This window comes from Cupriavidus pauculus (genome assembly GCF_008693385.1).
Taxonomy (GTDB): domain Bacteria; phylum Pseudomonadota; class Gammaproteobacteria; order Burkholderiales; family Burkholderiaceae; genus Cupriavidus; species Cupriavidus pauculus_D.
In genome coordinates this window covers 92,207-117,598 of the sequence record NZ_CP044067.1, presented here as the reverse complement: position 1 = coordinate 117,598, position 25,392 = coordinate 92,207, and the positions used below count along the sequence as shown (strand labels likewise).

The 25,392-nt window shown below is 65.7% G+C and carries 23 protein-coding genes; 11 read left to right on the top strand and 12 right to left on the bottom strand.

Annotated elements, in window-relative coordinates; genetic code table 11:
• Positions 1 to 31 precede the first annotated feature (31 nt).
• Positions 32 to 1,003, bottom strand: coding sequence for a Bug family tripartite tricarboxylate transporter substrate binding protein (locus tag FOB72_RS18780; protein WP_150374260.1), 972 nt, complete (start codon positions 1,001 to 1,003; stop codon positions 32 to 34).
• Positions 1,004 to 1,030: 27 nt separating this feature from the next.
• Positions 1,031 to 1,834 (bottom strand): igiC, encoded by an 804-nt coding sequence (locus FOB72_RS18775; protein WP_150374259.1) that lies wholly within the window; start codon positions 1,832 to 1,834, stop codon positions 1,031 to 1,033.
• Positions 1,835 to 2,017: 183 nt separating this feature from the next.
• Between FOB72_RS18775 and FOB72_RS18770 the strand changes: the two genes are divergently transcribed.
• Complete coding sequence (locus FOB72_RS18770; RefSeq protein ID WP_150374258.1) at positions 2,018 to 2,728, top strand: GntR family transcriptional regulator; 711 nt, start codon at positions 2,018 to 2,020, stop codon at positions 2,726 to 2,728.
• On the opposite strand, the gene FOB72_RS18765 is transcribed toward FOB72_RS18770, so the two are convergent.
• Positions 2,700 to 3,299 carry a cupin domain-containing protein gene (locus FOB72_RS18765; RefSeq protein ID WP_191002334.1) on the bottom strand — a complete coding sequence of 200 codons (600 nt, stop codon included), beginning with the start codon at positions 3,297 to 3,299 and terminating at the stop codon, positions 2,700 to 2,702. The genes FOB72_RS18770 and FOB72_RS18765 overlap by 29 nt on opposite strands.
• Positions 3,300 to 3,485: 186 nt before the next feature.
• Between FOB72_RS18765 and FOB72_RS18760 the strand changes: the two genes are divergently transcribed.
• Genes FOB72_RS18760 through FOB72_RS18750 form a run of 3 tightly spaced genes read left to right on the top strand, consistent with a single transcriptional unit; the run spans position 3,486 to position 6,496 of the window.
• Entirely contained in the window at positions 3,486 to 4,697 is a 1,212-nt protein-coding gene (locus FOB72_RS18760) for an ABC transporter substrate-binding protein (protein ID WP_150374256.1), read from the top strand.
• A gap of 40 nt (positions 4,698 to 4,737) precedes the next feature.
• Complete coding sequence (locus tag FOB72_RS18755; protein ID WP_223851690.1) at positions 4,738 to 5,832, top strand: Ldh family oxidoreductase; 1,095 nt, start codon at positions 4,738 to 4,740, stop codon at positions 5,830 to 5,832.
• A 1-nt stretch (position 5,833) separates the two neighbouring features.
• On the top strand, positions 5,834 to 6,496 hold the full coding sequence (locus tag FOB72_RS18750) for a pyridoxamine 5'-phosphate oxidase family protein (RefSeq protein WP_191002333.1): 663 nt from the start codon (positions 5,834 to 5,836) through the stop codon (positions 6,494 to 6,496).
• An 8-nt stretch (positions 6,497 to 6,504) separates the two neighbouring features.
• On the opposite strand, the gene FOB72_RS18745 is transcribed toward FOB72_RS18750, so the two are convergent.
• Entirely contained in the window at positions 6,505 to 6,906 is a 402-nt protein-coding gene (locus FOB72_RS18745; RefSeq protein WP_150374254.1) for a VOC family protein, read from the bottom strand.
• 111 nt (positions 6,907 to 7,017) lie between these two features.
• Positions 7,018 to 8,571, bottom strand: a complete 1,554-nt coding sequence (locus tag FOB72_RS18740) for a methyl-accepting chemotaxis protein (protein ID WP_150374253.1) — start codon at positions 8,569 to 8,571, stop codon at positions 7,018 to 7,020.
• A gap of 173 nt (positions 8,572 to 8,744) precedes the next feature.
• Here FOB72_RS18740 and FOB72_RS18735 point away from each other — a divergent pair, with 173 nt between their 5' ends.
• The 7 genes from FOB72_RS18735 (at position 8,745) to FOB72_RS18705 (ending at position 15,554) form a co-directional block, all read left to right on the top strand.
• Positions 8,745 to 9,650, top strand: a complete 906-nt coding sequence (locus tag FOB72_RS18735; RefSeq protein ID WP_150374252.1) for a LysR family transcriptional regulator — start codon at positions 8,745 to 8,747, stop codon at positions 9,648 to 9,650.
• 146 nt (positions 9,651 to 9,796) lie between these two features.
• On the top strand, positions 9,797 to 10,123 hold the full coding sequence (locus tag FOB72_RS18730) for a YciI family protein (RefSeq protein WP_150374251.1): 327 nt from the start codon (positions 9,797 to 9,799) through the stop codon (positions 10,121 to 10,123).
• 61 nt (positions 10,124 to 10,184) lie between these two features.
• Positions 10,185 to 11,579, top strand: a complete 1,395-nt coding sequence (locus FOB72_RS18725) for a sensor histidine kinase (RefSeq protein ID WP_223851689.1) — start codon at positions 10,185 to 10,187, stop codon at positions 11,577 to 11,579.
• Positions 11,564 to 12,898, top strand: coding sequence for a sigma-54-dependent transcriptional regulator (locus FOB72_RS18720; RefSeq protein WP_150374250.1), 1,335 nt, complete (start codon positions 11,564 to 11,566; stop codon positions 12,896 to 12,898). Before FOB72_RS18725 ends, FOB72_RS18720 begins: the two co-directional genes overlap by 16 nt.
• Before the next feature lie 338 nt (positions 12,899 to 13,236).
• The gene (locus tag FOB72_RS18715; protein WP_223851688.1) at positions 13,237 to 13,752 is read left to right on the top strand and encodes a hypothetical protein; all 516 of its coding nucleotides are present in this window, start codon (positions 13,237 to 13,239) and stop codon (positions 13,750 to 13,752) included.
• 34 nt (positions 13,753 to 13,786) lie between these two features.
• Complete coding sequence (locus tag FOB72_RS18710; protein WP_411859864.1) at positions 13,787 to 14,998, top strand: MFS transporter; 1,212 nt, start codon at positions 13,787 to 13,789, stop codon at positions 14,996 to 14,998.
• A gap of 73 nt (positions 14,999 to 15,071) precedes the next feature.
• Complete coding sequence (locus FOB72_RS18705) at positions 15,072 to 15,554, top strand: DUF2501 domain-containing protein (protein WP_150374247.1); 483 nt, start codon at positions 15,072 to 15,074, stop codon at positions 15,552 to 15,554.
• Between the two features lie 48 nt (positions 15,555 to 15,602).
• Here FOB72_RS18705 and FOB72_RS18700 read toward each other — a convergent pair whose 3' ends face one another.
• From FOB72_RS18700 to FOB72_RS18670, 7 genes are all read right to left on the bottom strand, one after another.
• Positions 15,603 to 17,780, bottom strand: a complete 2,178-nt coding sequence (locus FOB72_RS18700) for an ATP-binding protein (RefSeq protein ID WP_150374246.1) — start codon at positions 17,778 to 17,780, stop codon at positions 15,603 to 15,605.
• Positions 17,777 to 18,871 carry a major royal jelly family protein gene (locus tag FOB72_RS18695; RefSeq protein WP_223851687.1) on the bottom strand — a complete coding sequence of 365 codons (1,095 nt, stop codon included), beginning with the start codon at positions 18,869 to 18,871 and terminating at the stop codon, positions 17,777 to 17,779. Before FOB72_RS18695 ends, FOB72_RS18700 begins: the two co-directional genes overlap by 4 nt.
• Before the next feature lie 14 nt (positions 18,872 to 18,885).
• Positions 18,886 to 19,851, bottom strand: a complete 966-nt coding sequence (locus FOB72_RS18690) for a helix-turn-helix domain-containing protein (protein ID WP_150374244.1) — start codon at positions 19,849 to 19,851, stop codon at positions 18,886 to 18,888.
• Positions 19,852 to 19,941: 90 nt separating this feature from the next.
• Positions 19,942 to 20,619 carry a response regulator transcription factor gene (locus FOB72_RS18685; protein ID WP_317889553.1) on the bottom strand — a complete coding sequence of 226 codons (678 nt, stop codon included), beginning with the start codon at positions 20,617 to 20,619 and terminating at the stop codon, positions 19,942 to 19,944.
• Positions 20,620 to 20,742: 123 nt separating this feature from the next.
• Positions 20,743 to 22,548 carry a dihydrolipoyl dehydrogenase gene (lpdA, locus tag FOB72_RS18680; protein ID WP_150374243.1) on the bottom strand — a complete coding sequence of 602 codons (1,806 nt, stop codon included), beginning with the start codon at positions 22,546 to 22,548 and terminating at the stop codon, positions 20,743 to 20,745.
• 102 nt (positions 22,549 to 22,650) lie between these two features.
• The gene (locus FOB72_RS18675; RefSeq protein ID WP_150374242.1) at positions 22,651 to 23,661 is read right to left on the bottom strand and encodes a Bug family tripartite tricarboxylate transporter substrate binding protein; all 1,011 of its coding nucleotides are present in this window, start codon (positions 23,659 to 23,661) and stop codon (positions 22,651 to 22,653) included.
• Positions 23,662 to 23,689: 28 nt separating this feature from the next.
• Positions 23,690 to 25,339, bottom strand: a complete 1,650-nt coding sequence (locus FOB72_RS18670) for an acyl CoA:acetate/3-ketoacid CoA transferase (protein ID WP_150374241.1) — start codon at positions 25,337 to 25,339, stop codon at positions 23,690 to 23,692.
• Between the last annotated feature and the right edge of the window lie 53 nt (positions 25,340 to 25,392).

The following is a 25,392-nucleotide window of genomic DNA, read 5'->3' as shown; positions in this document are numbered from 1 at the left end:
ATGCCAAGCCCGGACACGCTCGCCCGCCCCCTCACTCCGCCACGATCTTCTTCTCCGCCGCAATGCGCTGCCAGCGTATGACCTCCGCCTTCAGGTAGTCGCGCGCCGACGCCGATGTCCCGCCGCTGATCTCGGTACTCAGCGCGCCGAGTTTCTCCCGCAGGTCGGGCGATTTCAGCGCATCGTTGGCGGCATGGTTCAGGGTGTCGCGAATGCTGTCCGGCAGGTTGGGCGGGCCCATCAGCATGTACCAGGCGCTGATCGCAAATCCGGGGATGCCCGACTCCGCGACCGTTGGCACATCGGGGAGCGACGCGACTCGTGTGGGCGTCGTGACGGCCAGCGCGCGCAGGCGGCCGCTGCGGATGTACTGGAGCACCGTGGGCACCGTGTCGAAGTTCACGTCTACCTGCCCGCTCAGCAGATCCGTCAGCGCCGCGCCGCTGCCCTTGTACGGCACATGTGTCATGGTCGCGCCCGTCGCCGACTGGAACAGCTCCGCGGCGAAATGCTGCTGCGTGCCGACACCCGACGAGGCATAGTTCACCGCCCCCTTCTTCGCCTTGCTCATCGCGATAAAGTCCGCCAGCGTCTTTGCCGGGGAGCTGGCCGGCACGACGATCACCTGCGGCACCGTGCCGATCAGCACGATCGGCGTGAAGTCCTTCTCGGGGTCGTAGGGCAGCTTCGGCGTGATGGCCGGGACCATCGCGTTGGAACTGACATGCCCGAGCAGCAGCGTATAGCCATCGGGCTTCGCCCGCGCGACCGCCGTGGCCGCGATCGTGCCGCTGGCACCCGCTCGGTTTTCGATGACCACGGGTTGCTTCAAGATCTCGCCAAGCTTCTGCCCCAGCTGCCGCGCAATGATGTCGGTGCCGCCGCTCGGCGCGAAGCCGACCAGCAGCGTGATGGGCTTCGCGGGATAAGTGTCCTGCGCATATGTCGCGCCGGTCAGCAGCCCGAGGGCGGCTGCCAGCACGATCCGTTGGATGTGTTTCACGTCCCGTCTCCTCGTGCTGGCTGCCGCTCAGTGATGTGACATCAGGCTGCCGAACCCGTCGATCTGGTCCTTGATGCCCATCTTTCGCAGCGCGGACCAGTAGATCACCGGACCCGATGCGAACACCGGCTTGCGCAGCCACTTCTCGGCATCGTTGGCCACGCGGGCGTAGGCAAGGTTGGTACCGAGCTGCAGGATCGCATCGGGCTTTGCCGCCTCGCAGCGCATCGTCGCGGCCGCAAGCTCTTCGTACGTCTGCGACGCAACGTGGATGATGCTCTTGCACTTGAGCCCCTCCACGTGGACCACCTCGAATCCGCGAGCGGTGAAGTAGTCGATCGCGTTCTGCTCGATCACCGGATAGTACGGCGTCAGCAACGCAATCTTCCTGGCACCGCACAGCTTGAACGCCTGCTCCGCCGACTGCGCGCCCATCGTCACGTTCAACCCGGAGATCTTTTCCAGATGCTCGAGCAGCGCAAAGCTGCCCCGCTCCCCGCCCATATAGCTTTGCGAGGACATGCCCAGCACCAGATGATCGATCAACGCTTCCCGCAGGCGCCGCACCGAGTCGTCGAGGTTCGCGGTGACGTTGCGCATGATGATCGACCAATCCTCGTTCTGCTCGATCTTCTGGTTCGGCACGTAGTAGCGGTCCACCGCGTTGATGATGCCGCGCGGCCGCATGTCCATCATCTCGTTCTCGACGTTGACGTTCGGGCCCGGCGTCATGATGCCGATGACGCCGCGCGGCCCCAGCGCGTTCACATAACGCTGCGCGTCGTGCGTCGAGCCGTCGATCTCGCGGATACCCTGTTGGAATGCATTCATTTTCAGCCTATCTCCTGATTCGATCGCGTTGAAAATCCACTTAATCGCTAAAGTGAATGCATGTCACTGTAGGAGTCCGCGTCGCGCGCGGTCAAGCCATTTGCATGCAGGATCGGGTAAACACGGGTCAAAAATCGGCGCCTTGACATCCATACCGCCGAAAATGCATGCATAATCGCGGTTATGAGCAAAGAATTCGTCCACAACTCCCTCCTCGACAACCTGCGCGAAGTCTTTATTCGCGGCGATGTGCCGCCTGGCGCCAAGGTCCCCGAAGCCGAGCTATGCGAACGGTTCGGCGTGTCCCGGACGCCGTTGCGCGAGGCATTGAAGGTGCTCGCCGCCGAGGGGCATGTGGAACTGCTGCCCAACCGCGGCGCGCGCGTGCACGTGTTGACGCTGGAGGAGGTGGACGGGTTGTTCGCCGTCGCCGGCGCGCTGGAAGCGCTGGCCGGAGAGCAGGCCTGCAAGCGCATCGAACCGGCGGCGCTCGCCGCGCTGGAAGCCGTGCATGAAGACCTGCGGACCGCATTCCGCGCGCGCGATCTGGCGCCCTACTACGATGCCAATCGGCGGATTCACGAAGCGATCGTCGCGGCCACGCACAACCCCATACTGCAGACGCAGTACGCGCAGCTGAACGCGCGCATTCGTCGCATTCGCTTCGATTCGCCAATGACCGAAGAGATCTGGTCGCGCGCGATGGCCGAGCATGAAGGCATGCTCAATGCGCTGCAGCGCCGCGATGCGGCAGCCATGGCCAGCATTCTGAAGACACACCTGATGCACAAGAGCGAGGCCATCCTCGATGCGATGCGCGCCGAGGCGGCCGTGCAGAAACCGGCGCGGACGCGCCGCCCTGCGTCTACGGCGCCAGCGAATCCACCGGCGTAACGACCATCAGCAGCCGCGCCGGCGTCTTGCCGATATTGCGGCCGCGGTGCGGCTTTTCGCAGTTGAAGTGGACGCAGTCTCCCGCGCCGAGCACGGCCACCTGTCCGTTGATCTCGAATTCGAGTTCGCCCTCGAGCAGGTACAGGACCTCTTCGCCCTTGTGGCTCAACGACTCGTGGTGCATGGCTTCGCCGGGCAGGTACGTGAGTTCGAACGCGCTCATCTGCTGGTCGGCCAGCACGCCGCTCGTCAGGCGGTAGGTGTAGCCCTTGCCTTCCATTGCCGCGGCGGCATTGCGCTCCGCCGCGCGGCTCACCACGAATTCGGGCTGGGGCTCCTGGCCCGGCCCTTCGAAGAAGTCCCGCAACGGAATGCCCAGCCGATCCGCAATCACGATCAGGTTGGAGATCGATGCATTCGTCTCGCCGCGCTCGAGCCGCGACAGGAAGCCTGCCGATAGCGCGGTCTGTTCGCTCAGGCCATCGAGCGTGATGGCGCGCGCCTTTCGTGCCGCGCGAATGCGCATGCCGAGTTGCCGGGACACCGCCTCGACGCGTTGCTCAACGTTCATGGGCTGTTGTTGTCGGTTGTGTGCACGCGAGTTTATCCGGAATGCACAGAAACGGCGAGCGATATTGCCTGTGGGGCAAATTTTGAGCCGAAATGGTGCGCTCAAGATAATTCTTTTGCCTCCCATGAAATTTGTGTACGATGCAAATCAACTTGCGTCTCACGCAAATTCACCTTGGAGGCCCCCATGCCCACCATCCGCCCTGCCATCGGACCCCTCGCGCTCAGCGCATCACTGCTCGCGCCCTTCGCCACCCACGCACAGATCTCCGACAACGTCGTGAAGATCGGCATCCTCAACGATCAGTCGGGCCCGTACTCGGATCTGTCCGGCCAGGGCTCGGTCGAGGCGGCGCGGCTGGCCATAGAGGAGTTTGGCGGCAAGGTCGCGGGCAGCCGCATCGAGATCGTCGCCGGCGACCACCAGAACAAGGCGGACGTCGGCGCCACGAAGGCGCGCCAGTGGTTCGATCGCGAAGGGGTCGATGTCATCGCCGATTTCTCGAACTCGAGCGTCGGCCTGGCCGTGCAGGGCCTTGCGGCCGAGCGCAAGAAAATCACGCTCGTCGCGGCCGCATCGAGCGAGTTCACGGGCAAGTCATGCTCGCCGTACTCGACGCAATGGGTCTACAACAGCTACAGCAATGGTCATGGACTGGCCAAGCTGCTGTCGAAGCGCGGCTACGACTCGTGGTATCTGATGACGGTCGATTACGCGTTCGGCCACGCATTCGCCGCCGATATCCGCAAGACCGTGCTCGAGTCGGGCGGCAAGATGCTCGGCGAAGTGAAATTCCCGCTGAACTCGCCCGACCTCAGTTCGTATCTGCTGCAGGCGCAAAGCTCCGGCGCGAAGGTCATCGTGTCCGCCAGCGCGGGCAGCGACATGGCCTCCACCGTCAAGCAGGCCGCGGAATTCGGCGTCACGCGCAAGCAATCGCTCGCCGCGCCCGCCGTGTTCATCACGGACGTCCACAGCATGGGGCTCAAGAGCGCGCAGGGCCTGCAGTTCCTGACCGCGTTCTACTGGGACCGCAACGACGCCACGCGCGCGTGGTCGCGCAAGTTCTACGAGCGGCGCAAGGCCATGCCCACGATGACGCAGGCCGGCGTCTACTCCGCGGTGCGCCATTACCTCAAGGGCGTCGAGGCCGCCGGGACCGATGACGCCACGGCCGTGATGGCAAAGATGCGCCAGATGCCGGTCAAGGACATGTACACGGAGAACGGCTGGATTCGCGAAGACGGTCAGGTCATGCACGACATGTACCTCGTCGAGGTCAAGAAACCCGCCGAGTCCAGGGCCGCGTGGGATTACTACCGCATCCTCGACACGGTTCCCGCCAACGAAGCGTTTCAGCCGCTTGCGGCCAGCGCCTGCCCGCTCGTGCGCAAGTAAGTACGCCCCCGCCCTTATCGACACCCACAGGAGACCCCTTATGCCTCACGCCATCACGATGACGCTCGACGACGTCCATGCCCTCGCCAAACGCCTGCTGCAGGCGCAGGGGTTCGGCGCGCGGCACGCGCAGGCCATCGCCAACACCGTCACCGCCGCCGAACGCGACGAGTGCCGCCATCATGGCCTGTTCCGCATTCCGTTCTACGTGAACGCGTTGCGCGCGGGCCAGGCATCGGGCGATGCGGAGCCCACGCTGTCCGTGCTCGCACCGGGCGTGCTCAAGGTCGATGCGCACTATGGGTTCTCTCCGCTCGCGCTCGAGGTCGCCGATGCCCCGCTGGCCAAACTGGCGAGCGAGACCGGCATCGCGGCGATGGCCGTCAACAATGCGCTCAACGTGGCGGCGTTGTGGCCCGAGGTGGAGCGTCTTGGCGAGCGGGGTCTGGTGGCCTTTGCGTTCGTCGCGGCCAGCCCGTATGTCGCGCCGGCCGGCGGCACCCGGCCGCTGTATGGCACCAACCCGATGGCGTTCGCCTGGCCGCGCGCCAATCATCCGCCCGTAGTGTTCGATCAGGCATCGAGCGCGAGCGCGCGCGGCGAGATTCAGGTGCGCCTGCGCGATGGCCGGCAACTCGAGGAAGGCTGGGCCGTGGGGCCCGATGGGCAACCGACGATCGATCCGGCGACGGCGCTCGCGGGCGCGCAACTGCCATTCGGCGGCGTCAAGGGCGCGGCCATTGCCATGATGGTGGAACTGCTTGCGGGGCCGCTCGTCGGCGATCTGCTGAGCTACGAGGCCGGGGAGAAGGACGTGGCCAATACCGGCGCGCCGTGCGGTGGCGAGCTGATCATTGCGATCGATCCCGTGCGGTGCATGGCCAACGGCGATCGCGCCGCGCAACTCGCGCATGGCGAGCAGTTGTTCTCGAAGATCCTCGAACAACCGGGCACGCGGCTGCCGTCGGACCGCCGTTACGAGGCGCGCAAACGCACCGTGCAACACGGCGTCACGGTACCGGCATCGTTGTACGAAACGCTACAGGAACTGAGCACGGGCACGTACACGGGCAAGCGCAACGCATATGAAGGCGACGACGCGCTGCGCGCCGCGCTGGCGGCGCAGGGAGCCTGACGTGGACAGCTACACGCCCACCGAGAACACCCGGATACGCCGGCGGCCCGAACGTGGGCACTACGATCGCGCGCTGGTGCACGCCATCCTCGACGAAGCGCTGGTCTGCCACGTCGGTTTCGTCGCGGACGGCATGCCGCGCGTGATGCCCACCACCATCGTGCGCATCGGCGATGCGGTCTACCTGCACGGGAGCCCGCAGAACCGCATGCTCACGACGCTGGCGGCGGGCGCGCCGGCCTGCATCACGGTGACCCACGTCGATGCGATCGTCGCGGGACGATCGGGCTTCGGCTGCAGCGTGGACTATCGCTCGGTGGTGATCTACGGCCACGGCGAGGTCGTGGAAGGCGAGGACAAGGCAGGGGTCCTCGACGCCGTCATCGAGTCGTTCCTGCCGGGCCACCGTGTCCGCCCCTACAAGGCCAGCGAAATCGGCGCCACGCTGATCCTGCGCTTCCCCCTCGACGAAGTCTCGGCCAAGGTCCGCGACCTCGGTGTGAAGGAAGTGGACGGCGACTACGACCTGGACTTGTGGGCGGGCGTCATACCGCTACACATCGTCCCAGGCGAGATCCGCGACTGCCCACGACTGAAGCCGGGCATCGCGACGCCGGACTACGCGCGCGAATATCGGGGGCCGGCGCGGACAGCGCCAGCCTGAGGCCATGGTCAATGCCCGTGCTGCCAGCTCTTGTAGACGAACTCGAGGCTGTACCCGTCCGGGTCCCTGACCTGTGCCGCGTAATAGCGCGGGTCGTAGTGCCGTTGCGGGCCTGGTGGATGGATCTCCGTTGCGCCCGCCGCCAGTGCCGCCGCGTGGGCGGTGTTCACTGCGGCTTCCGAGTCCGCGATAAAGCCGACGTGCGCGGCGCCCGGTGCGGCCGGGCCCTGCCGTAGCCAGAAGAACAACCGCCCGTTGGCACCGAAGCCCTTCAGGTCCGGATGCCCGGGCGGGCCGTCCTTGCCGTCGTAGTCGTGACGGGCGGCGATGCCGAGGGTCGGCAGTACCGTTTCGTAGAAGCGAATCGAGCGGTCGATGTCGCTGACGGTGAGAAAGACGTGGTCGAGCATGCAGGAATCCTGAGGGGGCATCAAGACTGCACGATAGCGTCCCCGGGCGTCGCCGGCTATGCCGAATCTGCCGAATCCCTGCCTATTCCTGCCAGTCCGACGAGCGTTGGATCAGGCCGCCACGCGGAACGCCGACACCGCATGATGCAGTGCCCCCGCCTGATCCTCGAGCGACGCCGCCGCGGCGCTGGCCTCTTCCACGAGCGCCGCGTTCTGCTGCGTCATCTGGTCCATCTGCGACACCGCGCGGTTGACCTCCTCGATGCCCGTGCGCTGCTCCGCCGTTGCCGTGGCGATGCCATCCATGATGGCCGTGACGCGGCCCACGGCGGTAACGATCTCGGCCATGGTCTGGCCGGCCTGCTCCACCAGCATCGACCCGCTATCGACCTCGTTCACCGACTCGAGGATCAGCGTCTTGATTTCCTTGGCCGCACCCGCGCTGCGCTGCGCAAGGCTCCGCACCTCGCCCGCCACCACCGCGAAACCACGGCCCTGCTCGCCCGCACGCGCCGCTTCCACCGCGGCGTTGAGCGCAAGGATATTGGTCTGGAACGCAATACCGTCGATCACGCCGATGATGTCGTTGATCTTGCGCGAGCTCGCGGTGATGCCGCGCATCTTGTCCACCACCTCGCTGGCCACGCTACCGCCGCGCTCCGCGATCTGCGCGGCGTCCGCCACGTACCGGCTCGCCTCGGCCGCGTTGTCCGCGCTCTGGCGCACGGCGGCGGTAATCTGCTCGAGGCTCGCGGCGGTCTGCTGCAGCGACGCGGCCTGCTGTTCGGTGCGGCTCGACAGATCCGTATTGCCCGCGGCAATCTGCTGCGCCGCCGCGTTGATCGCATCGGCCGATTGCTGGATGCCGGCCACGGTGCCGGCGAGCTGGTCGCGCATATGGCCGATCGCGTACATCAGGCTGCTGCGATCATCGGCACGCGTTTCCGCGCGCACGGTCAGGTCGCCGCTCGCCATGCGCAATGCCAGCGCGGCCGCCACCGGCGGTTCACCGCCGACCGATCGCTGGATGCTGCGAATGACGAGCGTCGCCACCACCGAGATCGCGATGCCCAGCAGCACGAGCAGCCCCACCGACTGATACAGCGAACTGCGGAACTGGGATTCGATGTCATCCATATACGTGCCGGCAATCAGATCCCAGCCCCACGGCTTGAAGCGCGACACATACCCGATCTTGGGGCTGGGTTCGTCGCTGCCCGGCTTGGGCCACCAGTATTCCAGGTACCCCGTTCCCTCGGACGACTCGCCACGCGCGGCGATCTCCACGTACAACGGATACCCCTTGGCATCCTTGAAATCGCGCATGTTCTTGCCATTGAGCTTGGCATTGGTCGGATGCATGACCACCGCCGAATCCGCCCCGACGATGGTGATATAGCCATCCTTGCCATAGCGCTGCGCGGCGATACGTGCCGTGGCCTGCGACTTGGCATCGGCCTCGCTGATCTTGCCCTGCCGCGCCTGCTCGGCGTAGTCGCGGATCAGCGACATCGACATATCGACCACACTCGCGAGCTCGCCGCGACGGTCGGCCAGTTGCAGTTGCCGCGTCTGGAACGCATGCGTGACGGTCAGCAATAACAGGCCGAGCCAGGCCAGCACGAGAGGGATCCAGAGTTTCTTACGCAGGGTCAGGCGATTCATGTGGGGGGCGATCAAGAAGAACGAAAACGAAATTGGGGTGACGGGTTTCCCCCGGATATCGGAGCGTTTTCTGTTTGCTTGAGTCTTTTCATCGCGGTGCACCATTCATAGGCACAACGAGACACTTCGGTGCTAAGGTAGCCGCCAGTGCGACGGCGAAAGGGGAGCCTGCTGTGGATCGGATCGATGTCATGCGGCTGTTCATCCGCGTCGTGGAGACGGGCAACTTCTCGAAGGCGGCGCGCGCCGCGGGCATCGGCCAGCCGACCGCGAGCAAGATCGTCGCGGGCCTCGAAGAGCGGCTGGGGGCGCAGTTGCTGAACCGGACGTCGCGCGGACTCAGCCTCACCGAGGCAGGGCAGAGTTTCTACGAAGGCGCCGTCGATGTCGTCGAACGCGTGGACGAGGTCGAATCGCTCGTCGTCCGTGGCGAGGCAGCGCCATCCGGCGTGGTGCGCGTCGCGCTGTCGCCGGCATTCGGCCGCATGATGATCGTGCCGCATCTGCCGCGGTTCTTCGAACGGTATCCCGAGGTATCGGTCGAGTTCAGCGTCGAACAGCGCTATATCAACCTTATCGAGAACGGTATCGACCTCGCGATCCGTATCGGGCCCCTCACCGACTCGACCGAGATCGCGCGGCGCATCGGCAGTACGCAATACGCGACCGTCGCATCGCCGGCCTATCTCGCACGCGCGGGCACGCCGCAGTCCATCGAGGATCTGGCGAGCCACGCGTGCATCGCCATGATGTCGCGCGACGCACCGCGTCCGTGGCCGTTCGCCACCCCGCATGGCACGACCGAACATGTGCCCGCGGGACCGGTACGCAGCAATGACGCCGAGTACGTACGCGGCGCGGTCCTGGCCGGCCTCGGCATCGGCCATAACGCGGGCTGGCTCTATGCCCGCGATATCGAGGCAGGCCGGCTGGTCCCGCTCCTGGAAGACTTTCGCCCCGCCCCCTTTCCGATCAGCGCCGTATGGCCCGGCAGCCGCCGGCTGCCGACCCGCACGCGCGTGCTCATCGACTTCCTCGCCGAGACGTTCGCGGCAGACCCGTTGCTCGCCATTCGCTAGACCGCCATTCGCTAGACCGCATTCGACAGACCATTCTTCGCGGGCATACGTGCTATGCCCCGGGGCCCTCTACCGGCCGGCCCGCCGCGCGCCTATCTTTGCTCCAACGATGTTTGCTCCAACGATGACACCGCAAGGAGCGGAAAATGGTTGACGAAAACGGCCCCCATTACTTTGTCGCATTCCAGACACCCGGCCCCAAGTGGGTACCGGGCGTGAAGTACAACGAGCAGCCAGAGTTCGGCGTGCATGTGGCCTATATGATCGAGATGCACGATCGCGGCCTGACCGTATTGAGCGGCCCGTTCATGAAAGAGGCTGGCGGCCTGTCGGGCGTGCTCGACGACGGCGGCATGACGATCTTCAAGGCGAAGGACCTGGCGGAAGCCACACGCATCGCGAACGACGATCCGACCGTCAAGTCGGGGTTGCTCAACGTCGAGGTCAAGATGATGTGGGTGCCGTTCCACTGACCGGACCCAACCGAATGGTTACAATCGAACGCCAACAACGTTCAACGCTTGCACGCCATCGGTGTTCGATATCAAACGAAAACCCGGTCTCTCGCTGGAGCCGGTCGTCAGACGCGACCTGCTGATCCTGTGGCTCTCCATTTCGGCGGCGGCCCTCGTGCTGGGAGGGCTGCTGCTGTTATTGAGCCGCCAGGGCGCGGGTCGCCAGATCGCGCATGCGCGGCAGGTCACGGCGACCAGTTGCCAGGCACTGCAGGCGGGCACCGCGCGCCTTTACCGCCAGCCTTCCGCAACGGCCGGTGCCCCCGATGTGCTGACTCCCGCCGCGGCGCAGGCCATTCTCGATCTCGCACTGCGCGACCAGCCCGGCGTGGAGGGCGGCTTCTGGCGCGAGAGCGCGGGCGTGGTCGCGTATGCGTTTCCGACCTACGACGGCACCGGCATCAAGCGAGATCCACCCAGCGCCGAACTCGACCGCATTGCCTCCATGGCGCAGCGCGCGCAGGACGCTTCGGGCCTCGTGACCGACGTCCGTCCCGGCTTGCGTGAAGCCGTCGCGTTCGCCGCCTGTCCGGTGGAAGCCGGCGATCGCCGGCTGATCGCCTGGACGCTGGTGCGCGTACCGCTGTTTGCCGCGGAAACGCTCAATATCCTGATGCTCGCGGTCAGCCTGCTGCTGGCGCTCGTCATCGTTTCCGGCGCGTGGCTCGGGTGGGTCATCTCCCGGTGGCAGCGCCAGGCCGTCCAGCTGCGAACCCAGCTTGCGCAGGCGGAACGGCTCGCCACCCTTGGACGTGTTTCCGCGGGGCTTGCGCACGAGATTCGTAACCCTCTGGGCACGATGCGCATGAAAGCCGAGAACGCGATGGCCGCGCCAGCCAAGCTGCGCGAAGCGCGGGTCAATGGTGCGCTCGAATCGGTACTGACGCAGACGGCTCGCCTCGAAACACTGGTATCGAGCCTGCTGGCCCTGACGCAGCCGTTTCGTGTCGAGCGCGAGAGCGTCGACCTGGCCGCCTGGCTGGAGGCACGCCGCAGCGCCCATGCCGACGCGGCCCATGCGCGAGGGATACGCATCGGGCTGGTCATCGACCCGGCGCTTGCCTCGGCCGCCAATGGCCTCGCGCTGTTCGACCCGACGCAGATGGTGCGCGTGTTCGACAACCTGGTACTCAATGCCCTCGCGCATACGGGACAGGACGGCGAGATCGAACTGGGCGCACGTCGCACGAGTCGCGGCACCTTGCTCATGTGGGTGGCCGACGATGGCGTTGGCATTGCCGCCGACCTGCGAGACACGCTGTTCGAACCGTTCGCTACCGGCCGTGCGGGAGGCACGGGACTGGGCCTGGCGCTCGTCCGCGAGATCGTTCAGGGTCATGATGGACGTATCTATCTTGCGGACTCGCCGCAGGGAACACGCATCGAGATGGAGCTCCCGTGGCCCAAATCCTGATCGTTGACGACGACGTCGCGTTCCGCGAGAGCCTGGCGGAGATGCTTCGCGACCTCGGGCATCTCGTCCTGCAAGCGGAGACCACCGACGCGGGGCTGCACAGGCTCCGTACCGAGGCCATCGATGCCGCGATCGTCGACCTGCGACTCCCGGGCGACGATGGCCTGGTATTCCTGCGTCGCGCAAGCGGCTTCTCGAGCGTGCCCTGCATCATGCTGACCGCCTACGCGAGCGGCGGCAACACGATCGAGGCCATGCGCCTGGGGGCGTTCGACCATCTGACCAAGCCCGTGGCACGGGCCGCGCTCGTGGAAACGCTCGAGCGTGCATTGCGGCGTGAAGCCAACGAGGCAGCGGCCGCCACGCCTGCCGGCAACACGCCCGCGGATGACACCGAGCTGGTCAGCAGCAGCGAGGCCATGCGCCAGGTGTTCAAGCGCATTGGTCTTGCCGCCAACACGGACGCCACGGTCCTCATCCTTGGCGAAACCGGCACGGGCAAGGAACTCGTCGCGCGCGCATTGCATCGCAACAGCAATCGGGCGGCCAGACCGTTCGTCGCGGTGAATTGCGCCGCGATCCCTCCCGAACTCATGGAGAGCGAGCTGTTCGGCCACGTCAAGGGCGCATTCACGGGCGCCGTCAGCGATCGTATCGGACGCTTCCGCGAGGCCGATGGCGGCACGCTCTTTCTCGACGAGATCGGCGACATGCCGCTATCCACGCAGGCGAAGATCCTGCGGGTGCTACAGGAGCGCGAGATCACGCCCGTTGGCGCAAGTCGCGTCCAGCCCGTGGATGTCCGTATCGTCGCCGCCACGCATCGCGACCTTCCCGCCGCGGTCAGGGAAGGTCGCTTCCGCGAGGACCTCTGGTACCGCCTCCAGGTCGTCCCGCTCTGGCTGCCGCCGCTGCGCGACAGACTGGGCGACGTGCTGCTGCTGGCCGAGCATTTTCTGCGGCAACTGGGCGGCGACGTTCCCAAACGTTTGAGTGCCCCGGCTGCCCGGCTGCTGCTGTCGCATGCGTGGCCGGGTAACGTGCGGGAACTGCGCAATGCCATGGAACGCGCGGCCATTCTCAGCCATGGTCCCGTCATCGAGGTCGAACATATCGGACTGGAGGCGCAGGCGCGGTCCGTCACGGCGCTCGATATCGACTGGGATGGCCCCATGGAACTCGCCGTCGCTCGCGTCGAAAGGGAAATGATCGTGCGCGCGCTGGCGGCGACCGCCGGCAACCGGGCGGAGGCCGCGCGTCGCCTCGGACTGTCCCGGCAGCAGCTATACCGCAAGCTTGCCGAGCTCCGGATCGATTGAACGTTCCGCGCGCAGGTGTCCACGCAGGTGTCCGAATCTGTGACAGATGGCTGTCCCGGCGGCGGACAGTCCCACCGGGGGCGGAAACGTAACCCATTGATTTCACGCGAGTTAGATCGCGGCACGGTCCTTGCGCCCCATGGAGGCATCCCAACCACGAGGAGCCTCCCATGTCCCAGCACACGATCGCCATCTCCACAGTCCTTGCCTTCGGTCTCTGCGGCGCAAGTGCAATGGCTATGCCGCCCGACCCCGCCGACGCGCCGGCGCCGCCGGTTCCGGGGCCGGCATCTCCCGTATCGATCGGTGGATACCCGTTGGAGGGCCAGGTTCGGCAGATGCTCATCAACCCATACGGTGAAGTCGACGGCTTGCGACTGGGCGACGGTACCATCGCCAGGTTTCCGCCTCACCTGTCCGCATCGCTGACGTCCCTCGTCAAGGTCGGGGACACCGTCCGCATCATCGGCCGGCCGGAGGCGGCAGGCACGATCCGGGCCGATGCCATCGTCCAGACGGCCACGGGCCGCACCTTGTACGACCAGCCGCCGCCGCTGGGAGAGGGCCGCCCCCTGCCGCCGCACCTGCGGGCGCAGCGACTGGAGCCGCTGCAGGCCGAAGGACGTGTGCTGATGGTGCTGAGCGGGCGGCGCGGCGAAACCAACGGTGTCATCCTCGGCGACGGCACCATCGTTCGTTTTCCTCCCGACAGCCTGCGCCAATCCGTGCAGACGGGCGCGCCGTTTGCCGCGTCGGGACTCGGCACGCGCAATGCGTACGGCACCGCGCTGGAAGCGGTGAGCATGGGCTCGGCGCTTTCCGCGCTGCAGCCGCTCTATCGCTCCGCACCGTAACGGAACGCCGCCGCGTGCCGCGATGAGAACGCGAGTGAGCTCCCGCAACTGGCTATCGGGCCTGATCTTCTTTCTGTCGGACGTCCGCGACGGACTCGGGCCCTTTCTCGGTGTGCTGCTGCTCAGCCAGGGCTGGCGCGCCGACGACATCGGTTACGTGATGGCGGCCGGCGGTGCCGCCGGCATGCTTGCGACCACACCGATGGGAGCATGGGTCGACCGGTCGCACAGCAAGCGGCTGCTGCTCGCGGCCGGCACCTTCGGACTCACGCTGGCGACCGCGGCGCTATGGGCCAGCCCATCGTTCGGCATTGCCATGACCTCTCAGGTGGTGACCGGCATGGCGGGTGCGCTGCTGGGCGCCGGCATCATGGGCCTGACGCTGGGGATCGTGGACCATGACGACTTGCCCCGGCAATTGGGCATCAATGAAGCGTGGAACCACGCCGGCAATGTCGTGGCGGCAGCGCTGGCCGGCATGGCGGGCTATCTGTGGGGGCTGTCGGCGGTGTTCCTGCTGCTGACCGTGATGGCGTTCGCGGGGCTCGTCTGCCTCATCCGTATCCGTCCCGAGGACATCGATCATGAGCGCGCGCGCGGCGATAGCTCGCCGTCCGCCGCTTCGGCGCATGACGGCGGTCAGCCCCCCTCGACGCTGCGCGTGCTGGCCGAATCGCGCGAGCTGCGCATGCTCGCGATCACGATGCTGCTGTTCCATCTCGGCAATGCCGCGATGTTGCCCTGGTTCGCGCAGTCGATCGTGGCACATGGGCTGGTGAACCCGAGCGTCTTCACGGCCGCGACGGTCATCGTGGCGCAACTGGTGATGATTCCCGCCGCGCTGGGCGCGGGCCGCTACGCGAGCCGCCACGGGTACCGCGTGCTCATCGTCGCGGCGCTTCTGGTATTGCCCCTGCGCGGACTCATCGCGGGGACCTGGGCATCGCCATGGGCACTGATCCCCGTTCAGGCGCTCGACGGCATCGGAGCAGGCTTGCTCGGCGTCGCGCTACCGGGACTCGTTGCCGGCATCCTCCGAGGCACAGGCCACGTCAACGCCGGCCTCGGGGCCGTCATGGCCGTGCAGGGCGTCGGCGCGGCGCTGAGCCCCGCATTCGCCGGGTGGATCGCGCATCATTTCGGCTATAGCGCGGCGTTTATCGCGCTTGGCGGGGTGGCGATCCTCGGGTGGTTCAGCTACCGATCCGGCATCTCGCCGCGCGCACCCGCCATGCCGCAACGATAACGTCACGACCGGGAGCGAGTACGGGGCGTATAGTGGAGACGCCATTCACAGCGAAACCTGACAAGGAGTCCCTATGACTGCGTCCACTTTCTCTCGCCGCGCGGCATTGCTCGCTTCGGTATCCGTGCTCCTGCTCTCCGGCACCGCCAACGCCCAGATCGGCGACATGCTGAAATCCTCGCCGCTGGGCGGCAGTTCCGGCCAAGGTGCCACTGGCGCGCTCGGCGGGCTTGGCTCGCCTGGGGGCGGGTCGCTATCGTCGCTATCGTCGCTCTCGTCGCTGAGTTCCGGTTCGGCCGGTAACGCAGCCGGCGTCATCGAATTCTGCGTCAAGAACAACTATCTCAACGCCGACTCGGCCACTTCGGCGGTGAAGGACAAGCTGCTCGGCTCGGTGTCCGGCGGGACCCGGGACAGCAACTACAGCGACGGCTCGCGCGGGATTCTTTCCACCAGCAGTGGCAGCAAGTTTGATTTGAGCGGGGGCGGGCTGAAGGCCGAGGTCACCAGGCAGGTGTGCGACAAGATCCTGGCGCAGGGGAAGTCGATGCTTTGAGGCAATTCTCTGCACATCCGGACGCCCGCTCGCGCGGGCGTCTTATTTCTAGATTCGCGCCGCGACGGGAATGCTGAAGGTCAGCGTGCTACCGTGGCCGGGTTCGGAAGACGCTTCGAGCGTCCCGCCATGGGCCTCCATGATGGAGCGGCAGATGGCCAGCCCCATCCCGATCCCCGTGCTCTTTGTCGTGAAGAACGGATCGAAGATGTTCTCGAGGGTCGTGTCATCCATGCCGGTTCCGCTATCCGATACCTTCACGCAGACATAACCGCCCTCGACTTGCGACGACACGGCAAGCTTGCGGGCCGGCGCCGGCGTCTCGGTCATGGCCTCCAGCGCGTTGGTGATCAGGTTGAGCACCACTTGCTGCAACTGGACGCCGTCGCCAAAGACGGCCTTCCCGGAGGCCGACAAGGACATCGACAGTCTCACCCTGCGATCGTCGATCTCGGGCCGCATGAGCTCGAGCACGCTGATCAGGACTTCATCGATGGCAAGCGGTGCCAGCGATGCCGGAGTCTGCTTTGCCAGAGCCCGCAGCGCGCGGATAATCTCGGACGTACGCGCCGCCGCGCTGTTGATCTGATCGAAGGCCGCCACGGCCTCCGTCACATCGGGGACGCTCCTTGCGAGCCAGCGGCGCCCTGCCCCGCTGCAATTGATGATGGCGGCGAGCGGCTGGTTGATTTCATGCGCAATCGACGCCGCCATGCCGCCCATCGCCGTCAAATGGGAGGTTCGCGCGAGGTCTGCTCTCGCTTTCACCAATGCGGCCTCCGTTTCGGCGCGCCGTTCATTCTCATCGACAAGTTCCCTGTACAGACGCGCGGTCACGATGGAATTGGCGGCATGTTGCGCCAGCATCTCCAGAAGCGCCGCCCTGTCCGCGCTGAACGCTTCCGTGCGGCGATTGTTCTCGAGGTAAAGCACGCCGACCATCGTCCCCTGCCGCATCAGCGGAAAGCACATCGCAGCGCGCACGGGGCGAGCGGCCCGCCCGACCATCCGACTGGACGCCAGCGCCTGGCCCGCGTCAACGAACGCGACGAGCCGCCGGCTTCTGATCGTCTTGTTGAGGATCGCCAGCGGGAGGATCGCGTCGGTGGGTGCCGAGGCCATGGTCTGGAAGACGATCCTGCCATGGTGCAACGTACCGATGGATTCGACGATTGGCTCGCCCCCTCTCATCAATAGCAGCACACCATATTGCGCATCGGCCTGAAGAATCATCGTGTCCAGCACTCGCTCGACCAGCTTCTCCAGCAGAATCTCTTCGGAGAATGCCTGAACCGCCCGCATGCCTTGGTGCAAATCGTTTTCCATGTCTTGTCTCCGGTGCAGCAGCGCGCCCGCGCCGCCTTCCGAGACATCGGCAAGCGCACGGTAGCTTACGATCAAGCGCTGCACCTTCGCATGCGCCCCCCAAACTCCATAGCAATAGCGTGCCCGCCTGGCATGCTCGAGCGCCAGTTCGACGCTCCCCTGGGATTGGTGATGCCTCGCAGAGAACTCCCAGGCAATCGATTCGACCATGAGCTGCCCGCTGACATTGGCGGCCGATGCCGATCTGGAATAAAGCTGTGCGGCAAGAACGTGCTCTCCGCGTGCGCGCGCCAGCTCGGCGCCGACCAGCAACGCCTTTCCGCCGAGTCCTGGTACCGTCGCGCCCCATTGCTCGAGCAACGCGCGTCTCGTCTCGATGTCGTCAACGATGGAAGGACTGACCTCGGCCGGTATCGTGCCCCTGGACGTCACGCTCAGTCTGGCGATGGCACCGAAGAATGCCAGGCATGGACCGCCTCGGTGGGGTGCCCGGCCGGGTGTATCCGTCGCCAGTGCTTCCGCCGCGCGAAACCGTTCGGTAGCCAGGGGCAGATCGTCGTCGAAGAATGCGGCCAATCCCGAGTAGAGATGCACGAGTCGCCGCGTTTCCTTCAAACGCCCCGTCAACTTCTGGTCGGCGGGCAGCACCGCGGCCAGCGAGAACGGAATCGGGCGCCGCACCGGATTATCGTGGCGCAGGTCCCGCACCAGCCGAAGCTGGGCGCCGACAACCAGTTCCGTCGCTCTGTCGCATGCGCGGCGCGCCGCCTCGATCGCGATGCGGGCTTCGGCATGTACCCGGCCCAGATGCTCGCCATTGGCGATCCGATTCACGATCCCTTCGACGAGCCGGCTGGCAACTTCCTGATCATCTGCGATGGACGGCTGCAGGCCCTTCACTCGGGAATGCGCGTGTGCGGCAGATCCAGCCGATATAGCCGGACAGGACGCTCCAGACGCGTCTGCCCGCCATTGAACAACCCAATGCGGTCAAGCTGGGGCACGGGCAGATAGAGGCGGCCCTGGCCGTCGAATGCGGGCGCATCGACCCAATGCAGCCGTTTGTCGGTCAGGACCGTTTCCGTGACACCGTCCGGCGAGATCCGTTTCAGCGAATCGGACGCCAGGTCCGAGTAATAGAAGTTGCCCGCGGCATCCATGACCGAGCCACCCATGGGCGGCAGGTCCAGCCAGGGCTGCACCTTGCCCGCGAGTTGGGCCGGCGTCAGGGCGACGTCGTTCAGCCAGCGGGTTTCGATCTTCGACCACGGCCCCTCGAGCGGGCCGAAATACAGCCAGCGGCCATCGTGGCTGACCTCCAGCGGATCGGCGTGAACACGCAGCGGACGTCCGTCCGGACCACGCAAGATCCGTCCATCGACGACGATATCGCGCCCGGCCGAAGCGGTCGTGGAACGCTCGCTTTCCAGCACCCGTCGCGCCACACCCGATTGCAGATCCAGCACGATGAGGCCCGGATCCCCCGCGTCGGTCAGATAGGCATGGTCGCCATGGAATCGAATGTCATCGATATAGCTATGGGTGCGCGCGACGTCCGGGCCAAGTGGAACAACCCGCCTGACCTGCCCCGTAGCCAGATCGATGGCGACCAGTTTCGCCGCGCCCGGCACCACGGTCCCGCCAAAGGCCGTCACCCCCGTATCGACGACCCATAGCTGTCCCGCGCCGTCGCGCCGGAGCGCATTGACGTTGACGAAGCGGTTATCGACGGCAACCGACGATGCGTCGGCATTCCACGCTGCGTCCGGAAACGGTACCAGCGCCCCGTCGGTGCCGACGCGGGCCACCGATGGGCCGAGCGAGCCCGTCCAGCGCGGGCCGGCCACGTAGATGCCACCGGCATCGTCGATCGCCGTGGCGTTCCAGATCATGCTGTCGCTCTCGGCCACAACATGCAGCGTCGGTGCCGCCACAGCGGCCTCTGCGACGATACTCAACGCGGCGGCGAGCAGCAGGGAAAGGGTCCACATTCTCATTATCGATCTCAAACGGAAGACATACGCTTACGGAACGTTCCTGGCGTCATCGCGGTGCTTCGACGGAACTGCTTGATGAAATGCGAGGCATCGCCGTACCCGCATCGATGGCCGATCTCGGCGACACTGAGGTTTCGAAACGCGCGGCTTGTCAGCATGGCCTTCGCGGACTCGACGCGGGTCTCCATCAGGTATTTCGCCATCGAGACGCCCAGTACCGCGAGATGGCGGTGAAGGCTTCTGACCGACATCCCCAGATCCGTCGCAATATCGACCGCGGCGATACTTGCTTCACGGTGCCTGTCGCGGATGCAACGCTGGATCTTCCCGGCCAGCTCGGACGAGCGGCTCAGCTGGATGTCGCTGGGTGGATTGAGTGCGCGCCCCGCCAACGCACCGAGCTCGCTGGCGAGCAATGACGCGTCATGGGCAACCGAATCCTGAAAGTCCTGAAACATCTGCCGGATAAAGGCGCAAAGGACTCGCGCCCAGCCCGCCGACGCATCGATATGCGCACCGACATGATCGTCGGCCCGATAGATCCAGCCCTCGATCCAGTGGGACGGCAATCCGACAAGAATGAGATCGGACTCGTCCGGCAGGTGAATCGCATACTCCCGCCCCGAACTCAGCAGTACCGCGTCCTGGCCACGCAGATCCACCGAGCCTCTTTCGGTATGCACCGACCAGGGACCGTTGTGAGACGTGACCAGGTGATAGGAGTCCCGCGAATCCAGCGCGATATTGCGCCGGGTCCTCCGCACCCTTCTGCCGACGGTCGCCATGGTCCTGCTCATACGGAGCGGCCCGAAGTCGCCAGAGAGAAGCTTCGCCTGAAAGCGCTCGGAGTCGGAAATATCGATGTCGCTCCTGGCAAGGGAGTGACCGATCGCGTCGATCCAGTACTCCCGTCTCAGCCGGGATTCGACGTCGTCCGTGGACCAGCGCCGGATCGACGTGTTTGGCTTTTCCATCTCGCGCGCCCAATGTGTATCATCATCAATGGTGCCTCAATCCCACCGCGTCCATGGCGACATTTACGACGATGTTTTCAGACACGATGCTCAGCAATCCAATGGAACGATGCCGACCATCTGAGAGGTGCGCACGAGATCGGGCAATGAACGCGCATTCATCTTTCGCATGACGGAAGCCCGGTGAACCTTGACGGTGATCTCGCTGATACCGAGGCTTGCCGCGATCCGCTTGTTCAGCGAACCCGCCACGACCCGAACGAACACCTCGAGCTCGCGAGGCGTCAGGGTCTTGAGCGTGTCGAGCGCCTCGTTGCGTGCCCGCACCTGCTCGCGCCTTTGCGCGTCCCGATGCAGTGCAATCATGACGGTATCGATGACTTGCTGTTCGGCGATGGGCTTGGTCAGGAAGTCGACGGCGCCCGCTTTCATGGCCGTGACGCACGCCTGCATATCGGTATGCCCACTCATGAAGATGATCGGCATCTGCAACGCCGGCTGCTGGCGCTGCAGGAACATCAGACCGCTTTCTCCACGGAGCCTGACGTCCAGCAACAGGCAGCTCGGCGCATCCTCGACGGTCGAGGCCTTGAACGCTTCCGTGCCTTCGAACGAGCGAATGCGTAATCCCACGGAGCGAAGCAGCGAGTCGAGCGACGCGCGGATCAGGGCATCGTCGTCGATGATGTAAACGATGGGTGAAGCCCCATCGGCGAACAGGTTCTCTGACATGGCAGTGATGGGAAGGATGACGACATGACCACTCACGTGAAATCATAGATGTCATACGTCCCGGCGAATGGTTTCGCCGTGCCGGGCTGATGGTCCATTCCCGCCAAGTCCGCGCGTACGCCCAACCGAACGTACGCGCGTGCGCCGCGCTACGCCACCTTACATATTCAACGACCGCTTCCGCACCGCCAGCGCCGCCTCCCGCATGGCCTCCGGCAGCGACGGATGCGCGTGGCTGATCATGCCGATGTCCTCGGACGCCGCCTTGAACTCCATCGCCACCACCGCTTCCGTGATCAGGTCGGAGGCGTTGGTCGAGACGATATGCACGCCGAGGATTTCATCGGTCTTCGCGTCCGCGATCATCTTGACGAAGCCTTCCGCATGCCCGAGCCCCAGGGCGCGGCCATTGACGGCCATGGGGAACTGCCCCGCGCGATATTCGCGGCCTTCGGCCTTCAGCTGGGCTTCCGTCTTGCCGACCCATGCGATCTCGGGTTCGGTGTAGATGACCCACGGAATGCAGTTGTAGTCGATATGCGGCTTCTGCCCGTCGATGACTTCGGCCACGAGTACGCCCTCGTCTTCCGCCTTGTGCGCCAGCATCGGCCCCCGCACGACGTCCCCGATCGCATAGATCCCCGGTACCGACGTACGGCACTTGTCGTCCACCGGAATAAAGCCGCGCGTATCGGCCGCCAGCCCGACCTGGTCGAGGCCGAGGTTGTCGGTGTTCGGCACGCGGCCGATCGAGACGATCAGGCGGTCCGCGTCGAGCTTGTGGTCCTTGCCGTCCTTGTCCTGATAGGCGATCTTGACGCCCTTGGCCGATGTAGTGATGTCGCCGATCTTGACGCCGAGTTCGATCGTCAGGCCCTGCTTCTTGAAGCTCTTGGCCGCTTCCTTCGCCACGCCCTCATCGACGGTCGGGAGGAAGCCCGGCAGCGCTTCCAGCAGCGTGACCTCGGACCCGAGCCGGCGCCAGACGGAACCGAGCTCCAGCCCGATGACACCCGCGCCGATCACGGCGAGCTTTTTCGGTACCGAGTCGAACGACAATGCACCTTCGTTGTCGGACACGATCTTGTTGTCCACGGGCACGTTCGGCAGATGCCGCGCCTTCGACCCCGTGGCGATGATCACGTCGCGCGCCGCGTACGACTGCGTCTTGTCGCCTTCCGTCACGTCCACGACGAACGCGCCGTCGGCCGCGCGCTTGTTGAACTTGCCGTGGCCCTTGAGCCAGGTCACCTTGTTCTTCTTGAACAGGAATTCGACGCCGCCCGTGAACTTGTCCACGATCGCGGCCTTGCGCTTGAGCATCTGCGGCAGATCGAGCGTCACGCCCTGCACGCGTACGCCGTGCTCGGCCATGCCGTGCTGCGCCTGCTCGAAGTTCTCCGACGAGGCCAGCAGCGCCTTGCTCGGAATGCAGCCGACATTGAGGCAGGTGCCGCCGAGACGCGGCTTGCCAGCGTCGTCGAGCCACTCCTCGACGCATGCCACGGTGCGGCCCAGCTGCGCGGCACGAATCGCCGCGATATAGCCGCCGGGACCGCCGCCGATCACGATGACGTCGTAGTCGACCTTGGCCGACGCGCTCACCGAAGACCCGGCAGCGGCGGGCGCGGCAGCAGGTGCCGGGGCCGCGGCGGGCTTCGCAGCCGGCGCGGCGGCCGCGGGAGCCGGTGCAGCGGCGGCCGGCGCGGCAGCCGTGGCCTTGCCCTCGGTATCCACCACCGCAATCACCTCGTCCGCCCGTACCGTTGCCCCATCGGGCTGCACGATCTTCGCCAGCACGCCAGGCGCGGGACTCGGCACCTCCAGCGTGACCTTGTCCGTTTCAATCTCGATGAGGATCTCGTCCTGCCCGACCGCCTCGCCAACCTTCTTTTTCCATTGGATCAGGGTTGCCTCCGCAACGGACTCGGAGAGCTGGGGAACCTTCACATCGATCATTGCCATGGTCATCCTCGTTGAACTGTCGTGCGACGAAAACTGCTCCAACCCGCAAGTGTATGGCGTTGGGCGGTATTGCGCATCCGTAGCGCTGTCACACCTTCGACATCAATCGCTGCGGATGTTGTTGTCCCTGATGACCTTGCCCCATTTTGCGTAATCGCCCTGCATGCGCGACGTCAGCTGGTCGGGCGGCAGATACGACGCGATGGTGCCGGCGCCCAGCATCTTCTGCTGCACCGCCGCATCCGCCAGCGCGCCCTTCAGCGCATCGGACAGCCTGGCCACCACGTCCTTCGGTGTGCCAGCCGGCACCAGCAGCCCGCCCCACGACGATGCATCGAAGCCCGGAAAGCCCTGCTCCGCCACGGTTTTGACGTCCGGCGCAAACGACACGCGCTTGCTGGACCCCACGGCGATCGGGCGCAGCTTGCCGGCCTTGATATGCGGCAACGCGGCAATCATGTCCGAAAACATCATCGGGACCTGGCCCGCCAGCAGATCGGCGATGGCCGGGGCGCTCCCCTTGTACGGCACGTGCTGCACGTCGAAGTGGCCGAGGTTCTTCAGCAATTCCGTCGAAAGGTGCCCAAAGCTGCCATTGCCCGCGCTCGTATAGTTGGTCTGCCCCGGCGCCGCCTTGGCCTTGGCGATGTACTGCTGCAGGTCCGTCACGTCGGGCAGCGCGTTGGGGTTCACCACCATGACGATCGGCAGTTCGTAGGCATTGCCGACCGGCGTGAAGTCCTTGAAGATGTCGTAGCCCTTGCGCGGCAGCAGATGCGGCGCAAGCAGCGTCGGCGTGGCCAGCATGACCAGCGTGTAGCCATCGGGCGCGGCCTTGGCGACCGTTTCCGTGCCGATCGTGCCCGATGCGCCCGGGCGATTGTCGATCACGAACGTGGTCTTCAGCGTCTCGCCCATTTTCTGGCCGATGATGCGCGCGGCCGTGTCGGTCGGCCCGCCCGCGGGGAACGGCACGACGAGGCGGATGGGCTTGTCGGCGGGAAATGGCGCCTGCGCGATGGCCGAGGCCATCGGCAGGGCGGTCGCCATCGCCGCCATGGCAAGTGTGGTGAGCGATGCGAGCGTCGTGCGACGCGCTTGACGGTACTTCATGTTGTGTCCTCCGGTGTATGACGTTGCTTTATCGTTGTTGTGGGGTACTGCCGCGCAGCGTCATCGCGCCAGGGCGAAACAGCCGCGCATCCATCTGCCGCAGATCGTCCGCGACGGCAATCGGCGTCGCGCATTGATCGAGCACGTCGCGCTGCAGGTCGATGCCCGGCGCGATCTCGACCAGCGTCAGGCGGGACTCGCCGTTCGCATCGGTGCGCATTTCGAAGACCGCGCGTTCGGTCACGTAGATCACGGGAATGCCGAGCGATGCGACATAGGGCCCGTTGAAACTCAGATGCGAGACCTCGGGCACGATTTTCTTCACGCGCCCTTCCGCGACGATGGACAGACGTTCGTCCCGCACCGCGATCTCGAGTCCGCCCGCCGTCAGCGTGCCCATGAAGACCACCGCGCGCGCACTCTGCGTGATATTGATGAAACCGCCCACGCCCGCGATCAGCGCACGCTCGCCCTCGCCGAACTTGCTCACGTTCACGTTGCCGTGCCCGTCGAGTTCGGCCAGCCCGAGTATCGCGAGGTCGATGCCGCCGCCTTCATAGAAGTCGAACTGCGCGGGTTGGTCGACCACGGCCTCCGGATACGCCGACGCGCCGAAGCTCAGGCCATCGGCCGGCGTACCGCCGATCGGGCCCGCTTCCACGGTGAGCGTGAAGCCATCGAGCCCGGCCTGATGCGCGAGCGCGCCCACGGCCGCGGGCATGCCCACGCCGAGATTGACCACGCGCGGCGCGCGGGCCGCGAGTTCCATCACGGCGCGGCGTTGCACGATCGTGCGCGCATCGAGCGATGCCGGGGCGGACGGCAGCGCCTCCGCCGCATGCGCGGCTTCGCCACGCCATGGCCGCACGTAGGCCTCGTTGTAGACCTCGGCAAACGTCATCTGATGATGCTCGGGGGCCTCGCTGACCACGACGTAATCGACGAGGATGCCCGGCACATGAATCGCCTGCAGCGTCTCGTGAAAATCGACGAGCGACTCCACCTGCGCGATGACGATGCCGCCCGAGTTGTGCGCGGCCTGCGCCATCGCGAGCAGTTCGTGGTGGAACGCCTCGCGATGCGTGCTGAGGTTGCCGCGCGGATCGGCGGCGGTGCAGCGGATCAGCGCGCAATCGATGCGGAAGCTCGGATAGAACAGATACTCGTCGCCACGGAAGTCGATCGCTTCCACCCAGTTCGCGCTGCCCGCGGCGATCGCATCGCGGGCACGCGCGTTGATGGCACCGCCGTGATAGCGCGCATCCTGTGCCGTGCGTGGATCGACGAACGTATGCAGGCCCACCTTGGTCAGCACGCCGGGCTTGCCGCCCGCAATCGCACGGTACAGATGCGTGATGACGCCCTGCGGCAGGTTGTAGCCCTCGCATGCCTCCTGCATGGCCAGCGTGGCGAGCCGCGTGGCCGACCGCCAGTGCCCGCCGACGATCGCGCGCGTCATGCCTGCATTGCCGAAATGGTTGACACCCCGCGCGCCGCGATCGCCCTGCCCCGCGGAATACACGAGCGTCAGATCGCGTGGCATTCCGCGCTGCAGAAAACGCCGCTCCAGCGCCTCCGTCACGCCTTCCGCGTGGCCCGCGCCGACAAAGCCCGCGCTGGCGACGGTCCATCCGCTCTGGACGAGTTCCGCCGCCTGGCTGGCCGTGATGACCTTCATGCCTGTCTCCCGATTTTGTAATCTGCGAACATTTGTTCGGAAAACGACTATCA

What these genes read in the sequence shown, in the direction of transcription:
- FOB72_RS18690 (WP_150374244.1), bottom strand. Translation starts at nt 19,851, where the DNA reads ATGGAAAAGCCAAACACGTCGATCCGGCGCTGGTCCACGGACGACGTC.
- FOB72_RS18715 (WP_223851688.1), top strand. Translation starts at nt 13,237, where the DNA reads ATGCTCATCAACCCATACGGTGAAGTCGACGGCTTGCGACTGGGCGAC.
- FOB72_RS18765 (WP_191002334.1), bottom strand. Translation starts at nt 3,299, where the DNA reads ATGAACGTTGAGCAACGCGTCGAGGCGGTGTCCCGGCAACTCGGCATG.
- FOB72_RS18675 (WP_150374242.1), bottom strand. Translation starts at nt 23,661, where the DNA reads ATGAAGTACCGTCAAGCGCGTCGCACGACGCTCGCATCGCTCACCACA.
- FOB72_RS18775 (WP_150374259.1), bottom strand. Translation starts at nt 1,834, where the DNA reads ATGAATGCATTCCAACAGGGTATCCGCGAGATCGACGGCTCGACGCAC.
- lpdA (WP_150374243.1), bottom strand. Translation starts at nt 22,548, where the DNA reads ATGGCAATGATCGATGTGAAGGTTCCCCAGCTCTCCGAGTCCGTTGCG.
- FOB72_RS18760 (WP_150374256.1), top strand. Translation starts at nt 3,486, where the DNA reads ATGCCCACCATCCGCCCTGCCATCGGACCCCTCGCGCTCAGCGCATCA.
- FOB72_RS18770 (WP_150374258.1), top strand. Translation starts at nt 2,018, where the DNA reads ATGAGCAAAGAATTCGTCCACAACTCCCTCCTCGACAACCTGCGCGAA.
- FOB72_RS18695 (WP_223851687.1), bottom strand. Translation starts at nt 18,871, where the DNA reads ATGTGGACCCTTTCCCTGCTGCTCGCCGCCGCGTTGAGTATCGTCGCA.
- FOB72_RS18745 (WP_150374254.1), bottom strand. Translation starts at nt 6,906, where the DNA reads ATGCTCGACCACGTCTTTCTCACCGTCAGCGACATCGACCGCTCGATT.
- FOB72_RS18705 (WP_150374247.1), top strand. Translation starts at nt 15,072, where the DNA reads ATGACTGCGTCCACTTTCTCTCGCCGCGCGGCATTGCTCGCTTCGGTA.
- FOB72_RS18740 (WP_150374253.1), bottom strand. Translation starts at nt 8,571, where the DNA reads ATGAATCGCCTGACCCTGCGTAAGAAACTCTGGATCCCTCTCGTGCTG.
- FOB72_RS18730 (WP_150374251.1), top strand. Translation starts at nt 9,797, where the DNA reads ATGGTTGACGAAAACGGCCCCCATTACTTTGTCGCATTCCAGACACCC.
- FOB72_RS18670 (WP_150374241.1), bottom strand. Translation starts at nt 25,339, where the DNA reads ATGAAGGTCATCACGGCCAGCCAGGCGGCGGAACTCGTCCAGAGCGGA.
- FOB72_RS18755 (WP_223851690.1), top strand. Translation starts at nt 4,738, where the DNA reads ATGCCTCACGCCATCACGATGACGCTCGACGACGTCCATGCCCTCGCC.